This is a genomic window from Bacillus massiliigorillae, from assembly GCF_000380245.2.
Lineage (GTDB): Bacteria > Bacillota > Bacilli > Bacillales > DSM-1321 > Bacillus_AD > Bacillus_AD massiliigorillae.
Map to the genome: position 1 here is coordinate 668729 of NZ_HG428741.1, position 16397 is coordinate 685125.

The window sequence follows — 16397 nt, forward strand, 5'->3', positions numbered from 1 at the left end:
ATGAAAAGGGGAGGAGTCGAGTGTCAGAACATCAAATTTTTATAGACGAAAAGAATCGTTTAGATGTATTGCTAGAGAAAGGCTATAAAATCAAAAATGTCATGGAGAATCTCAGCGGTACATTTATTGAATTGAAGTCGGATGACAAGCTATCTGAAGAAACGGTGAGGCTTCATCTGACAACAGCTAATGCACGAAAATATTTTTCTGTGAAATTAATAGAGCAATCATTTATAAAGTAATGGTTTATCCCGTTCAAACTAGCGCTAAGACTTCCACTTCAAAACGTAAGCATAAGCAGAGACGTTTAAGTGGGAGATTAAGCGCTAGTAAGAACTAAGGTTGGTTCAACTAATGCTCTGTGGAGGATGACTTCTACCGAGCAAAGTTTCACTTTATACAAACAAGAATGTAAAGGAGTTTTGGTTACTATGGAAAAGCAAAAATTAAAAATTAACGGTGCTCGTTTAAAACGAACCCTTGAGCAGTTCGCTGATTTTGGTAGAACTGAGAACAATGGAGTTACTCGTTTATCATTATCAGAAGAAGATCGTCTAGTTAGAGATTATTTTTGCTCCTGTTGTGAAGAAATTGGCATGATGGTCACGATTGATGATCTAGGTAACATCTATGCGACTTTAAAAGGAGAAGAAAATAAGAAACCAATAATATTGGGATCGCATCTGGATTCTGTGAAAAAAGGTGGACGTTTCGACGGAGTACTTGGAGTGGTAGCTGGATTAGAAGTTGTTCGTACTCTTGTAGAAAATAATATTAAGCCTACACATCCGATCATGATTGTGAATTTTACTAATGAAGAAGGAGCTAGATTTGAGCCGTCTATGATGTCATCAGGTGTGCTTTGTGGCAAGTTTGACAAATCCGTCATGTTTCAAAAACAAGATGTTGATGGAATCTCTTTTGGAGAAGCCTTAAAGTATAGTGGGTACGCAGGTGATGAAGAATATCGTTTGAAAGAAGGAGAAGCATTTGTAGAATTGCATATTGAACAAGGACCTATTCTTGAAAAAGAAAACTTGTCTATTGGAGTTGTTGAGTGTGTTGTTGGAATGGTTTGTTATGAGATAGAGGTAACAGGTGACTCGGACCATGCCGGTACAACACCGATGAATATGAGAAAAGATGCTCTTCAAGCAGCAATTAGTGCCATCTCTAAAGTTTGTGATAAATTAGATAAACTTGATAGTGAGCTAGTTTATACTTTTGGTAGAATGAATGTGTTTCCTAACATTCATACAGTTATTCCGAATAAGGTTATCTTTTCTTTAGAAGCGAGACATAAGAATCCAGAAGTGGTTAAGCAAGTTGAAACTATTATTCATAGCATGAAAGATGATTCCATACATTCAAATTGTAGCGTTGATATTAGGAAACTATGGGATCGAGAAACAGTATGGTTTGATCAAAATGTAGTAAACTCCATAGAACAATCGGTAGAATCTTTGGGTTACTCGTATAAGCGAATGGTTAGTGGGGCAGGTCATGATGCTCAATTTATCGCAAGTTATATTCCGACGGCTATGGTATTCGTACCGAGTATTAATGGCAAAAGTCATAGTGAGGATGAACTTACTACTTGGGAAGATTGTACAAATGGAGTGAATGTATTATTGGAGACGGTCGTTTCTATGCTGAAAACATTGAGTAGTAAGTAATACTTTTTAAAAGTAATTATCAATAAAGTTAGAATATTGTTATTTCTTTCCTTATAATAGAAGGTATACTTTCTATTTAAGGAGGGGGATGAAGAATTGAAATCCTATATTACTGTAGAGGATATATTGAGTAGAAAGCATTTTGATCAAATTCAAATTATAGCGGGAAAGAACGGTCTAAATCGTTTAGTAAAATGGGTTCATATCGTTGAAGTGGTGAATATTAGAAACCTTTTAAAAGGAAATGAACTGATCCTTTCAACTGCTGTTGCTTGGAAAGATGATAAAGAACGCTTTATATCGATTTTACAACAACTGATTGAGTCAAATGCTTCAGGATTATGCATTGAGCTTATTGAGAATACTTCACCAATTCCTTCAGAGATTATTGAAATTGCTAATCTCAATAAATTTCCCATTATATTATTTCATCAAGAGGTACCATTTGTAGAAATCACACAAGATATTCATACTCTCCTAATTAATCGACAATATGAAATGATTTCAAAATTAGAAAGCTACTCGGAAGTTTTAAATAAAAAGCTACTAACTGTTGAGCATGCTGATGAAATACTTACCTTTGTTCAACAATATTTGCAATTAACGGTCGTAATTACGTATAAGAATAATGAAAGTCAAGTTTATCCATCTATACATGTAACCGAACAGGAGAAACTGAAGAAAGCTTTAAATGACACTCACCTATCTACCCCATCTTATTCAGTAGCAACCAACGAAATCAATGTATTAGGAGAAACGTATGCGGAATTACGATTTCTCTCAAATGAAAGAGAGTTAACAGAATATGATCATTTGATTCTTGACCGGACATCTACAGCGCTCGCTCAATTTTTTATGCGAGAACTTTATGTTGATGAGAAAAGAAGAGTAGAAGAAACAGAATGGATTAATGGATGGCTGGATGGTGAGCAGAACACGGAGGAAATAACTGAATATATCGCATTTCATCTTCCGAAAAGCCAACCAAAGGGAGCTGCAGTTTGTTTAGTCAAAATCCCTTTTGTAGGGCAGTTTTCACCAATTGAATTAACCTATTTTAAATTATATTTTAGAGCCATTCTTGAACAAAGAGGCTTTTCTTTTTTTTCTATTGAGAAGCGTAATGCCATTATCTTTATCCTTCTTAATGAAAGAAGTAGCGATTCATGGAAGAATCGTATGAAGGAAGGCATTGTACGTTTAATAAATTCAGATTTAAAGCTTGGAAAGAATAAAAAGAAGTTATTAATCGGTGTTGGTAAATATGTTGAAGAGTTAGGGGATATTCATTTAAGTTATAAAACGGCGCTGGAAACTATAGCTATACAGGAGCGCTTATCAAATATGAACGAGGATTATTTCTATGATGATTTACATATTTATCGACTGATTTCACTTTTAAATCGTCATACAGATTTACAGGAAATTGTTAATGAATACTTAGAGCCTATCATAAGTTATGATGAGAAATATAACGGCAATTTAATTGAAACATTAAAAACGTATCTATCTTGTCAGGGCTCAAAGCAAGAAACAGCGAAAAAGCTATATATCGTCCGACAAACACTCTATCATCGCTTACAAAAAATTGAGTCATTATTAGGCCATGATTTCATGGATTATGAGAAAAGATTGACGATTGAATTTATGATCATGTCTTATGAATTTCTAAAAGCATCACGGAATTTAGTTAAAAAAATATAATTGTGCAAATGAAACCCTACTGGAAATTGGTAGGGTTTTCATTATGTCTGAAAACTATAGGAAGGTATTTAACATTCTGTCTAATGAATAAGGTCTCTTTTTACGTGATAATTAATATACGAATAATTAGAAGCAGTCACGAAATTAATAGTCATCGTTCTCTATGAATATGTTTGGCAGGTAGGTATTAATTAGAGGAGGGAATATTATGAGTAATGTAAGCCAAGAAGTTGATTTATTAGCCAAGGATAAGGAGTATGTATGGCATTCGATGAAACCGTATAATCCAGATTCAACAATGGTTATAGAAGAAGCGAAAGGTGCAACAGTTATTGATCATGTAGGTAATAAATATGTGGATGCTATGGCAGGCCTATGGTGCGTAAATGTTGGTTACGGTAGAACTGAACTCGCTGATGCTGCCTATGAACAGCTGAAAAAGATGGCTTATTTTCCAATGACACAAAGTCATTCTCCTGCAATTAAGCTAGCAGAGAAGCTAAATGAGATGCTCAAAGGAGAATATGTGATTTTCTTTTCGAATAGTGGATCAGAAGCAAATGAAGCTGCTTTTAAAATAGTACGACAATATCATCAACAGAGAGGTAATCCAGGTAGATATAAATTTATATCTAGATATCGAGCATATCATGGAAGTAGTATGGGTTCACTTTCTGCAACGGGGCAATCCGAACGCAAAATCAAGTATGAGCCACTTGCACCAGGGTTTCTTCATGTTTCTCCTCCTGACCAATATCGACAATATGAAGATGATCAAACTAAGCCTAGTGAATTGCGTTCTGTTCAAGATATCGACCGCGTAATGACATGGGAAATGAGTGATACGATTGCCGGAGTCATTATGGAGCCAATCATTACGGGTGGTGGTGTTATTGTTCCACCAGAAGGATATATGAAAGGTGTGAAAGAAGTTTGTGAAAAGCACGGTGCTCTTCTTATTGTTGATGAAGTAATATGTGGATTTGGTCGTACTGGCGAGCCATTTGGTTTCATGAATTATGATGTGAAGCCTGATATTATAACAATGGCAAAGGGGATAACAAGTGCGTATCTGCCGCTATCTGCAACAGCGGTGAAAAAAGAAGTGTATGAGCAATTTAAAGGGGCGGAAGAATATGATTATTTTCGTCATGTAAATACATTTGGTGGGAATCCAGCTGCTTGTGCGTTAGCCTTGAAAAACATTGAGATAATGGAAAATGAGCAGCTCTTTAATCGATCCAAACAAGTGGGTGCTGAACTAAAAGCTACATTAACGTCCATTTTAAAAGATAGCAAATACGTTGGTAACGTACGTGGAAAAGGTTTATTAATAGGAATTGAATTAGTTAAATGTAAGGAAACAAAAGAACCTCTTGCTGCTGATTTAGTTAATAAAGTGATAGGTAGCTGTAAACAAAGGGGTTTGATTATTGGTAAAAATGGAGCAACTGTAGCGGGTTACAATAATGTACTCACGTTAGCTCCACCACTAAGTATTTCTGAAGAAGAACTGGAGTTTACAATTAAAGTTTTAACGGAAGAAATTTTAGCTTTAGCTTGATAGTCAAGAAAAGAGCTGATTCATTGGATGTATATCCTCTGAATCAGCTCTTTTTTAAATGATAACAAAGTATATAATTTTATGCTGTGTCTAGCTCCAGCGCCCAGCGACTAGTAGATTTCGCCCATCTCCCTACGATAAGTCAACACGAAAAAGGCTACCGCCTCTTCGTGTTGTCTAGTTCCGAACGCCATCGGCTCGAGGTCATAAGTCAATCAGTCCAGAAGGTTAAAAGCGACCTTCTTGCCAGCTTGCCTTATGCTTGTCACCGATAAACTGGCGTTCTCCACATTTCGGTTTTTCCTTTATCTCAGTCGAAGTGCTCCAATCTATACGTCGCAAAACGGGCGCTTGCGCTTTTCTTACGGAATATAAAAGTTTTAAACCATTAACATGACAATTGATCCTTGCGGGTAGAATTATAGAAATCAATTCGCCCAAAAGGATCAATTACTGTTATCTTAAATATTATGAAATTGTATTATTACTTGGGAAAGCAAATGATGATCCATTGTCTTCATCATTACTTAACCATTTTTCAGAAATAGTTTTGCTTTTTGTGAAGAATCGTGCCTGGTCTGGCCCAAACATATGACCTTCACCAAACTTGGAACGTTTCCAACCGCCAAAGTTGTGATAGCCTACAGGAATAGGAATAGGAACGTTAATTCCCACCATACCAACCTCAATTTCCTCTTGGAACTTACGAGCCGCAAGGCCATTATTAGTGAACATGGTAACGCCATTTCCTAACTCATGATCATTAATTAAATCAATGGCTTCTTGTAATGATTCTGCACGAACAATAATACGTGCTGGTCCGAATACTTCTTCTTGATATACTTTCATAGTAGGAGTTACGTGATCAAGTAAAGTAGGTCCTAAATAAAAGCCGTTAGAATTTGCACTAATAGATGGATTTCGACCATCTACTACCACTTGCGCTCCTTCTGTAATAGCGGTATTTATATGTTCAATAATAGCGTTTTTAGATTGTTCAGTAATAACAGGTCCAAAATCGCTAGAGTCGTCTGTATATGGACCAACTTTTAATGCTGCTACTTTTTCCTTTAGAATGGCAACAAAACGATCAGCGGTTTCTTTGCCTACAGGAATTGCGCCTGAAATAGCCATACAGCGTTGAGAGGCAGCACCATATGCAGCTCCTAAAAATGCATTGGCTGTTTGCTCTAGATTTGCATCAGGCATAACAATCATGAAATTCTTACCGCCACCAAATGCTGCAACACGCTTATTGTGTTTTGTTCCTGTTTGATAAATATATTCGGCAACAGGTGTAGAACCAACGAATGAAATAGCTTGAATGGTAGGGTTTTCTAAAAGCTCATTGACAGCTTCTTTGTCACCGTTGACAACTGTCCAAACTCCATCTGGTAAACCAGCTTCTTGCCATAGTTTTGATAGATAAAGTGCTGAAATAGGAACACGCTCTGAAGGCTTTAGTATAACTGAATTACCAACAGCTACAGCCATGCTTGATATTGCTAGTGGTACCATGATAGGAAAGTTAAAGGGAGCAATTGTTGCTACAACGCCAAGAGGTGATTTCGTTGAAAGTGCATTAATATCACCACCAACATTTACTGAGTATTCTCCTTTTAACAAATGTGGTGCATTCAAGGCAAGGTCAACAGATTCGAGTCCTCTTGTGATTTCACCTTTTGCATCTTCTTTTGTCTTGCCGCTTTCTTCGCAAATTGTATTTATTAATTCATCTAGATTCTCGACTAATAGATTGCGAAAACGATGAATAATTTCTACTCGCTTGCCAACAGATGTTGCTTTCCAAGCTGGAAAAGCCGCCTTTGCAGCATCGATTGCTGCTTTTACTTCCTCACGGTCGGCAAGAGGAACTTTTGCTATTACAGTACCGATTGATGGATTATATACATCTGCGAAACGACTACTTGTTCCAGTAACCATTTTTCCGCCGATAAAATGATGTAATTCTCTGACACTTTGATTAACTACCATTGATAGACACCCCTATTCATATTTTTTAAACATATTGTTACAAACGTTCTTCTATTGTAGAAACTTTAGGTGGCTTTCTGTCTTTATTGCGTTGGGTTATGAAATACATAATCATCACAACCCCTGCAATAATAGTTGTAAAAATAATTTGAGAGCGCATTGAATCAATCAGAAGCATTGCAATTAATAAACTTACTACAGCGATAATAGTGAGGTAGGTTAAGTATGGATATAACCACATTTTCACCGTTAATAGCTCTGGTTGTTCTTGTTGGATTTTTTTTCTCATGCGTAATTGTGAAACAGCAATTATTAGATACAAGATGAGTGTTATTGCACTACATGAGTTAAGTAAGAACATAAATACATTATCGGGAGAAATATAATTCATAATGACGGCAATATACGAGAAGAATGTTCCTGCTAATATAGCTTGAACTGGAGCACCTTGTTTGTTTAGCTTGGTAAAGCGCTTTGGTGCTTCGCCTTTTTCAGCCAAAGAAAATAACATACGTGAAGTTGCATAAAGGGCAGAATTTAGACAAGATAAAACAGCGGTGAGGACTACAAAATTCATAATTTGGGCTGCAGCAGGAATCCCGATATAATTGAGTACAGCTACATAAGGGCTCGTTAAAATACTAGATGAATCCCACGGTAATAATGTTACGACCACAGCTATAGATCCTACATAGAAAATCAAAATGCGCCATGTAATAGAATTCGTCGCACGTGTAACAGCTTTCTGTGGTTCAGCTGATTCTCCTGCGGCAATTGCTACAATTTCAGTTCCCATAAATGAAAAGATAACGATTACAATTCCCATTAGTACGGCACCAAAACCGTTTGGAAAAAAGCCACCCTGTCCAATTAGATTTGTAACACCAACTGAATCAACATTTGGTACTAAGCCAAATATATAAAAGCCACCCAAAGCTAAGAAGATAATGATACTCCCAACTTTTATCAAGGAAAACCAATATTCAAATTCTCCAAAAGACTTTACAGAAATGACATTTGTTAGCGTTAATGCAACCGTCAAGATAAGGCTGAGGAGCCAAAGTGGAATGCCATTATACCAATACTGAATAATGGCCGCAGCAGCGGTAGCTTCTAATGCAATGGCTATCACCCAAAAGAACCAGTAAAGCCAGCCTATTAGAAAGCCAGCCCAAGGACCGATGGCTTCATGGGCATAGTGAGCAAAAGAACCGCTAGTAGGATTTATTGCTGCCATTTCGCCGAGCATACGCATGACAAATATGACAATTAATCCGGCAAAAGCATATGATAGAACAGCACCTGGGCCTGCAAGATGTATAACTGATCCACTCCCCATGAATAAGCCGGCTCCAATTACCCCAGCGATGGCAATCATCGTCATATGGCGCTTTTTTAACCCTTTTTGAAGTTCCGGCTCATTATTGTGCATATTATCACCCCTATTCTTCTGATTTTGTTTATCTTATTCTAACTGTATCATTATCCATTCTTTTATTTGTATAGACAGTCAGTAAAGAAATTATAGATTTTCTTTTACACTTTGTGAAAAGATGGCGTGAATAAATAGCGATGTTTGAAATTCATGAGTTGGAGAATAAAATGTGGAATATAAAAGACCTTTCAATTAATAGAAAAAACTAACAGCCCCAAGAAGGATCTTGGAGCTGTTGTTAAAAAATTATGAACATGTTTCAATATCAAAATCTTCAATTGGCCACCATTCGTTGCCATCTTCTGCTAATAGATCATCCGCTTTCTTAGGTCCCATAGTACCAGCCTTATAGTTTGGAAAATCTGTGTCAGATTTTTCTTTCCAAGCTTTTGAAATGCTATCAACGAATTTCCAAGATAGTGCCACTTCATCCCAGTGTGTGAAATTAGTAGCATCCCCACGCATGCAATCATACATAAGCTTTTCATAAGCTTCAGGTGTGTTCATACGGTCTACACTTTTATTAGAATAGCTTAAACGAATTGGTGTCGTTAATCCTTTTTGTCCTGATTTACGAACATTTAAATGAAGTGTTACACCTTCATCTGGTTGGATGTGAATTACTAATAAGTTCGGGCTTAATTCTTCAGTTGGATTGTAATAAAGATTCATTGGAATATCTTTAAATTGAACAACGATTTTTGTTGATTTAGCTGCCATACTTTTTCCAGTACGAATATAGAAAGGTACACCAGCCCAACGGAAGTTATCAAACTTAAGTCTTCCAGCTACGAATGTTTCGGTATTCGAATTAGGATCAACCATTGGCTCTTTGCGGTAGTCAGCAACAACTGTATCTCCTACAGTACCTTCGCCATATTGCCCTCTGACAAAGTTTTTCAGTACTTCCTCTTCTGAATAATTTCTTAATGAACGAAGAGCTCGTACCTTTTCACTACGTACTTCATCAGTTGTTAATTTAATTGGTGGTTCCATTGCAAGAAGAGCAACCATTTGTAACATATGGTTTTGTACCATATCTTTCAACGCACCACTCTTATCATAATATCTTCCGCGTTCTTCTACACCTAATGTTTCACTAGAAGTGATTTGGATGTTAGAAATATAACGATTATTCCATAATGGTTCAAACATCATATTTGAGAAACGAATTACTTCGATGTTTTGTACCATTTCTTTACCTAAGTAATGGTCGATACGATAAATTTCTTCTTCTTCAAAAGAAGCACGAATCATGTTGTTTAACTTTTCAGCTGTTTCGTAATCCGTTCCGAATGGTTTTTCGATAATAACGCGTTTGTATCCGTTCGTATCGGTTAAGCCTTCAGCTTTTAAATGCTGTGTAATAGGACCGAAGAATTCTGGAGCCATTGCTAAATAAAATAAGCGATTACCTTCTAAACCATATTCCGCATCCATTTCTTCTGCTAAAGCTTTTAATTCAGCATAAGAGCTTTTATTAGACACATCATGAGAATGATAAGTGAAATGTGTGACAAATGTATCAAGCTGTGCTTCATCTACGTCTTTTATTGCTGAAAGGACTGAGTCCTTAATATTACTTTTGAATTGTTCCTGTGTTAAAGGGCGTCTCGCAACGCCGATTACAGCAAATCGTTCTGTGATTTTACCTTTCTTATATAGGCGATATAGTGAAGGATATAACTTACGGTTTGCTAAATCACCTGTTGCTCCAAAAAGCATAATTAATGCTGTAGGTCTTTGATTGTTATTCACTGTTGAACCTCATTTCTAAAAAGTTGCAGTTTATATGTATGATTTGTGATTTTTCTTATTTCATAGTATACATATAGATAAATGTTTGTATAGAACATTACAATCTTATTATATAACTTTGTGAACAGAAAAGAAATTTACATTGCTTAACTTTTGTTTGCTACAATATACATACTGTAAAGTGAACCGTTAATTAGGAGGATTTTGTGTGAACTTAGTATTTTTAGGTACGGGAGCGGGCGTTCCGGCGAAGGCTCGAAATGTTTCTTCCGTTGTTCTTCAGCTTCTCGAAGAACGTCGTGCTGTTTGGATGTTTGATTGTGGAGAAGCAACTCAGCATCAAATTTTACATACAAACGTAAAGCCAAGCAAAATTGAGAAGATTTTTATTACGCATTTACATGGAGATCATATATATGGCTTACCTGGTTTAATCAGCAGTCGTTCTTTTCAAGGTGGGACAGATGAACTGATTGTCTATGGACCTAAAGGTATTGAAGAATATGTAAAAACCTCTTTGCAAATTAGTGGAACATTCTTGAAATATCCTTTATCTTTTGTAGAAATTGAAGAAGGAATTATATTTGAAGACGAGTCTTTCGTTGTAGAAGCTCGAAAGCTTGAACATGGTATTACATGCTTTGGTTACCGAATTGTGGAAAAATCACGTCCAGGCGAATTGCAAGTTGAGGCTTTACAAAAACTTGGTTTGCAACCAGGACCATTATATAAAAAAATTAAAAATGGTGAAACAGTTGAACTAGAAGATGGCACGGTTATTGATGGAAGAGATTATGTGGGTGAGCCAAAGCGTGGAAAGATGCTGGCTATTCTTGGAGATACAAAAGTATGTGAAAATAGTAAGATACTAGCTCAAAATTGTGATTATTTGATTCATGAAGCAACGTTTGCTGGTGATTTTGAAGAGATGGCTACGGAGTATAATCATTCGACAACTACACAAGCGGCACGGATTGCTAAAGAAGCGAATGTGAAGAATCTTATATTAACACATATAAGCTCTCGTTATTTGAGTGAAGAAGTGGAAGCATTACAACAGGAAGCGATTGAAATTTTCCCTAACACTATTATTGCAGAAGATTTTTTGAAAGTAGCTATTAAGTAATCAAGATATAACAAAGAGGAGTAGAATTTTCTACTCCTCTTTGTTATATCAACCTTAATGCCCTAAGTTTTGTTGAATCAATTGATTAGTTTGAATTTGTGTTTGTCCATACTCTGTAATTTGCTTTGTAATATCATTTTCAAGCGTTGGTGAAGATGTGCTATACATGCCTTGTTGAGACATAAAATTATAGAGCTTTCCTTGTAAATCCAAGCTGCTTTGAGTGAGTGAAAGGAAGTGCTGTCGAACAGATGGGCAGTTAGATTCTGTTGTAGCTGTAGTATATTCTCTGCAAGAACGTTTTAAGTCAGCTAAAATTGTGTAAAGTAAATCTTCATCTGCTAGTATTGGTGTTTGTTGGTTCATACATGTACCTCCTTAATGTAAGCCTTGCTGAAACTCTCGATGAGCTTGTTGCTGAGCGATAATTTGTTGGGTTTGCTGTTGAGCGGTTTGTGCTTGCTGCTTTTGCTCCATTGCAGTTGCTTCCTCTACTGTTTTCGGTGCAATTGATGAATGCTGCTGTAACAAGGTAAGTAAGCCTTGATAATGCTGCTTATGCTGTAGTAATAGCTGTTCACATATTTGTTTGACAGCGGGAGTAGGGGTTTGTGCTGCAGCGGCTACACACTGCTTAATTAATAAATCTTCATTAGACATACAATCTACAATATATTCGAGTTCTTTACCCGTTAATGGTTTCAAAAGAAAACCTCCTCCTTACACATATATTCTTGTTTAGAATCGTATAGGGAGGAGGTTTTTATTCGGAATTCTAATGTATTAATAGATGGTATTTAAAGGTATAGAAAATTACCATCCACGCTCATATTGTATTGGTGGTTTTATATCTGTTCGTAATTGCATGGCTGCTGTTCTTGCCCAATAAGGATCACGTAATAATTCTCGGCCGATAAAGACTAAATCAGCACGTTCGTTTTGCAGGATTTCTTCGGCTTGCATTGCATTTACAATTAAACCAACAGCACCCGTACTAATATCAGCATGATTTCTAATGCTATCACTTAATGGAACTTGATAACCTGGGAAAGGTTTAATTGGTGCAGGTACAACAGCGCCAGAGCTTACATCAATTAAATCAATACCATCCTCTTTCATCCATTTAGCAAATGTTATGTAATCTTCTACAGTTAGACCCTCGGGGTGGTAGTCATTTGCCGATACACGTATAATTAGTGGTCCATCCCAAACTTGTTTAACAGCGAATATGATTTCTTGTAAGAAGCGGTAACGATTTTCTGCTGTACCACCATATTGATCAGTTCTTTGATTTGAAAGAGGTGACAGGAACTCGTTAATTAAATACCCATGAGCCCCGTGAAGTTCAATAACATCAAAGCCTGCTTCTTTAGCCCGTTTCGCGCCTGCTTGAAAGGCTGCAACGGTTTCTTTAATTTGTTCAATTGTCATTTCCTGTGGTTTTTTACTAGTATCGTCGAATGCAATAGCAGAAGGTGCAATTATATCACCAGGCACGGTTGCTTTACGCCCAGCATGAGCTATTTGAATGGCAGCTACAGATTCGTGCTCTTTAATAAGTGATACAAGTTCTGCTAGCCCAGCAATATGAGTATCATCCCAAATGCCTAAATCATTCACACTGATTCGACCTTGTGGAGTAACGGCGGTTGCTTCTAACATAACCATTCCTACGCCACCAACAGCACGACTGCCATAATGGATTTTATGCCAGTTCTCGACTTCGCCATTTTCACGCTTCGCACTGTACATACACATCGGTGACATGACAATTCGATTTTTAATAATGACATTTTTTAATGTAAAGGGGGTGAACAGTTTTTTACTCATAACATTCGCTCCTTTTATCTGGTTTAACTAATACTCAGTGATGGATAAAGTAAGCTCCACTGAGCTAAGTTTCATTTTATTTCGATTTACTAAGTATAACAAATTATCACATTTTTGAAAAAATAGATGAATACAAAAAACACCAGAATAATAAATCAATATCCGGTGTTTTCTGAGCGTACAGAGTTATTTAAATAAGTAATGATTTTTCTTGGATTTCTTGGTCGATCTTTTCTCCAAGTCTTTTTGATTGTGCTGTAGCTTCGACAATGCAATTCATTATTGCTTCTTGTACTTGCGCTGTTTGAAGAACATTTAAGCCAGCTTCTGTTGTACCACCAGGTGACGTAACTTCTTTTCGCAATGTTTGTGGTGTTTTTGGTGAGCTTTGAAGCATTTCGGCTGCACCGATTATCGTTTGTAAAATCAATGCTTTTGATGCTTCTTTTTCTAGACCGATTTTCTCAGCTGCTTGTTCCATAGCTTCGACAATATAATAAATATAAGCCGGACCGCTTCCAGAAAGCCCAGTAACAGCGTCTAATTGTTCTTCTTGAACAAGTGTTACTTCGCCAATTGTTTCGAGTAGCGATGTTACGATTTGTAATTGCTCATTGTTCACATATTGATTTTGAGCAATTGCAGTAGCTGATTTCCCAATCGTTGCAGATGTGTTCGGCATTGAACGAATGATGGCTATTTTCTTATTGATGATTGTTTCTATGCTAGCCATGGAAACGCCAGCAACGACAGAAACGAGTAGCATATTTACACGTAAATAAGGTTTTAGAGCAGATAGTGCGGTGAATACATCCTTTGGTTTCATAGCAAGGAATACGATGGAAGCATCTTTCAATAAAACTTCATATTCATGTGTTGTTTGAACGCCATATGTTGAATGTAAAAATGCTAGTCTTTCCTTATTACTTCTGTTCATAACGGTAATTTCATTTGCTGACTGATTGCTTCTTGATGATATTCCAGAAATCATAGCTTCTGCCATTGAACCAGCACCGACGAATGCAATTTTATTCATTGATTTTACCTCCTTGAGAATTGGATAATGTATTTGTTTAATTATTCGCATTTAGTGGTATCCAAATAAAAAAATCTTTCATCCTTAAGAAAAGGACGAAAGATTTTGCTTCCGTGGTACCACCTTTGTTCATCTCCTTGAAAAGAGATGCACTTATTCACCCTATATCGTTGGGAAACGGTTAGGTTTACCTAACAGCTCGTAAGGTAGGTTCAATAAAGAATGGAGCTGTGAAGTCTTGCAGCCAATGAACTTCACTCTCTTCTAGCTATACTTTATTTACTATTCTTACTCTAACGCCATGTTATAAAATATATGTTTAGATTATGAATGAAAGGAATAGTATATGTCAATAGTCAAGCGTTGATATGTCTGAATATTTACATTTTAATACATTAAAATAATGACAATATGTATATAATAGTAGTAAACTTGTAATAATCAAAATGAATGATAATTCATAATTCGTGAATAAGGTGAGAACAATGATAAATTGGGAAAATAATATTGCACAAATAGCTATTCCAACTCCTTTTCCAGTAGGAGATATTAATGCTTATCTCATTAAAGGAGATGCATTAACGCTAGTAGATACTGGAACGAAAATACCAGCTACAAAAGAAGTGATTCAAGCAGGGCTAAAAGAATTGGATTTAGAAATGAGTGATATTGATCAAATTCTTCTCACTCACCATCATCCTGATCATGTTGGAGGAGTGGAGTTTTTTTCTTCTGATATTCCATTACTCGGTCATGCGGAAAATGAGTTTTGGTTTAATATGACACAAGAAAAAATGGATAAATATGAAAAATTCTTTGTTGATTTAGCTAAGGATATGGGAGTACCAAATGATTTTATCAATCAGATAGGCTCGCTAAAAAACTCTCTAAAACTAGGGTGTAACCGTTCTATTACACATGCATTAAAAGAAGGAGACAGCGTGCCTGGTTTACCTGGTTGGACCGTATATGAAACGCCTGGTCATGCTGGAACGCATATTGTTTTATTAAGAGAAGAAGATGGTGCTTTAATTGGGGGAGATTTGTTGTTGCAACATGTTTCACCTAATCCAATTATTGAGCCACCGTTAACCGAAGGCGAAAGTCGGCCAAAGGCTCAACTTCTTTTAAATGCATCATTGCGTAGACTTTTACAAATGCCTATTCAATCTGTTTATGCTGGCCATGGAGAAGTTATTAGAGAGCCGGAAGCGTTAATTCATAAGCGATTAGCTTCTCAACATAATCGAGCAATGAAAGTGAAGGATATGTTAAATGAAAAGCCAACAACAGTGTTTGGTATTTGTCAGCAACTTTTTCCTAAAGTATATAAGCAACAATTTCCTTTAACGATTTCCGAAACGTTAGCACAACTTGACTATTTAGAGGATTTAAGAGAAATTAAAGGAGAAGAAACAGAACATGGAATCGTTTATTCTGTGAAGTAAGGCTTTGAGGTGGAGAGACTGAATAGATTACATAATAAAACAGTTGTAGTTACTGGAGCATCAAGTGGATTAGGCAAAGAAATAGCTATTCAATCGGCGAAGAGTGGAGCGAATGTAGTTCTTATTGCAAGAAGTATGAATCGATTAAAAGAATTAGAGCAAACGTTGGTTAATCAATTTGGTGTTAAAGTATACTCTTTTCAATTGGATGTTTCTGACGCATCGGAATTGGAGCGAGTATTTACCGACATAGTACATAAGGTAGGAAATATTGACGTTCTAGTGAATAACGCTGGATTTGGTATCTTTGAAGAAGCACGCGAAATGGATTTAGAAGAAACAAAAAGAATGTTAGATGTAAATGTTTTTGGTCTAATGGCTAGTACAAGAATGGCTATTGATACCATGATTGAAAGGCAGTCAGGTCATATTATCAATATTGCATCTCAAGCTGGAAAAGTGGCTACACCGAAATCAAGTGTATATGCTGCTACCAAGCATGCTGTTCTCGGTTTTTCTAACGCTTTACGCTTGGAATTAGCGGAGCATCATGTTTTTGTTACAACTGTAAATCCTGGTCCGATTGAGACGAATTTTTTTGAAACAGCAGATACCTCTGGAACGTATGTAAAGAATGTAAAGAAATATATGCTTCGTCCTGAAGAAGTAGCGGCGAAAGTCGTTTCTTGTATGTTAACCAATAAGCGAGAAATTAATTTGCCAGGATGGATGAATGCTGGAGCGGTTTTTTATGCAGTATTTCCACGCATGTTTGAGGCATTAGGACAGAAGTTTTTCTTCAAAAAATAAGTTCCATTGTCACAT

At 36.5% G+C, this 16397-nt stretch carries 14 protein-coding genes and 1 other annotated feature; of the genes, 7 read left to right on the plus strand and 7 right to left on the minus strand.

The window, feature by feature from the left end; all coding sequences use genetic code 11:
- Window positions 1–20 precede the first annotated feature (20 nt).
- The 4 genes from TX86_RS03080 (at window position 21) to TX86_RS03095 (ending at window position 4944) form a co-directional block, all read left to right on the plus strand.
- The gene (locus TX86_RS03080; protein WP_042346152.1) at window positions 21–242 is read left to right on the plus strand and encodes a hypothetical protein; all 222 of its coding nucleotides are present in this window, start codon (window positions 21–23) and stop codon (window positions 240–242) included.
- Window positions 243–431: 189 nt separating this feature from the next.
- Entirely contained in the window at window positions 432–1676 is a 1245-nt protein-coding gene (locus TX86_RS03085; RefSeq protein WP_042346154.1) for a Zn-dependent hydrolase, read from the plus strand.
- Between the two features lie 96 nt (window positions 1677–1772).
- Window positions 1773–3380 carry a PucR family transcriptional regulator gene (locus tag TX86_RS03090; RefSeq protein WP_042346159.1) on the plus strand — a complete coding sequence of 536 codons (1608 nt, stop codon included), beginning with the start codon at window positions 1773–1775 and terminating at the stop codon, window positions 3378–3380.
- A gap of 208 nt (window positions 3381–3588) precedes the next feature.
- Window positions 3589–4944, plus strand: a complete 1356-nt coding sequence (locus TX86_RS03095) for an aspartate aminotransferase family protein (RefSeq protein ID WP_042346162.1) — start codon at window positions 3589–3591, stop codon at window positions 4942–4944.
- A gap of 468 nt (window positions 4945–5412) precedes the next feature.
- Here TX86_RS03095 and TX86_RS03100 read toward each other — a convergent pair whose 3' ends face one another.
- The 3 genes from TX86_RS03100 to zwf all read right to left on the minus strand — a co-directional run bounded on the left by TX86_RS03100 (window position 5413) and on the right by zwf (window position 10132).
- Complete coding sequence (locus TX86_RS03100) at window positions 5413–6939, minus strand: CoA-acylating methylmalonate-semialdehyde dehydrogenase (RefSeq protein ID WP_042346163.1); 1527 nt, start codon at window positions 6937–6939, stop codon at window positions 5413–5415.
- A gap of 37 nt (window positions 6940–6976) precedes the next feature.
- Window positions 6977–8371 carry a GABA permease gene (gene gabP / locus TX86_RS03105; RefSeq protein ID WP_042346165.1) on the minus strand — a complete coding sequence of 465 codons (1395 nt, stop codon included), beginning with the start codon at window positions 8369–8371 and terminating at the stop codon, window positions 6977–6979.
- Between the two features lie 249 nt (window positions 8372–8620).
- Complete coding sequence (gene zwf / locus TX86_RS03110; protein ID WP_081707545.1) at window positions 8621–10132, minus strand: glucose-6-phosphate dehydrogenase; 1512 nt, start codon at window positions 10130–10132, stop codon at window positions 8621–8623.
- Window positions 10133–10340: 208 nt separating this feature from the next.
- Here zwf and rnz point away from each other — a divergent pair, with 208 nt between their 5' ends.
- Window positions 10341–11258: a ribonuclease Z gene (rnz, locus tag TX86_RS03115; RefSeq protein ID WP_042346166.1), complete on the plus strand. Its 918-nt coding sequence runs from the start codon at window positions 10341–10343 to the stop codon at window positions 11256–11258.
- Window positions 11259–11312: 54 nt separating this feature from the next.
- Here rnz and TX86_RS03120 read toward each other — a convergent pair whose 3' ends face one another.
- The 4 genes from TX86_RS03120 to proC form a co-directional block, all read right to left on the minus strand.
- Entirely contained in the window at window positions 11313–11624 is a 312-nt protein-coding gene (locus TX86_RS03120; protein ID WP_042346168.1) for a spore coat protein, read from the minus strand.
- Window positions 11625–11636: 12 nt separating this feature from the next.
- A complete protein-coding gene (locus TX86_RS27120; RefSeq protein ID WP_052343521.1) occupies window positions 11637–11963 on the minus strand; it encodes a hypothetical protein in 327 nt (108 codons plus the stop codon).
- Window positions 11964–12071: 108 nt separating this feature from the next.
- Complete coding sequence (gene namA, locus TX86_RS03130) at window positions 12072–13088, minus strand: NADPH dehydrogenase NamA (RefSeq protein WP_042346170.1); 1017 nt, start codon at window positions 13086–13088, stop codon at window positions 12072–12074.
- Between the two features lie 190 nt (window positions 13089–13278).
- A complete protein-coding gene (proC, locus tag TX86_RS03135) occupies window positions 13279–14124 on the minus strand; it encodes a pyrroline-5-carboxylate reductase (RefSeq protein ID WP_042346172.1) in 846 nt (281 codons plus the stop codon).
- Window positions 14125–14212: 88 nt separating this feature from the next.
- Window positions 14213–14430, minus strand: a binding site (T-box leader).
- A 179-nt stretch (window positions 14431–14609) separates the two neighbouring features.
- Here proC and TX86_RS03140 point away from each other — a divergent pair.
- Both TX86_RS03140 and TX86_RS03145 read left to right on the plus strand, forming a co-directional pair.
- Window positions 14610–15572 (plus strand): MBL fold metallo-hydrolase, encoded by a 963-nt coding sequence (locus tag TX86_RS03140; protein WP_042346174.1) that lies wholly within the window; start codon window positions 14610–14612, stop codon window positions 15570–15572.
- Between the two features lie 18 nt (window positions 15573–15590).
- The gene (locus tag TX86_RS03145; protein WP_042350120.1) at window positions 15591–16382 is read left to right on the plus strand and encodes an SDR family NAD(P)-dependent oxidoreductase; all 792 of its coding nucleotides are present in this window, start codon (window positions 15591–15593) and stop codon (window positions 16380–16382) included.
- Window positions 16383–16397: the final 15 nt, after the last annotated feature.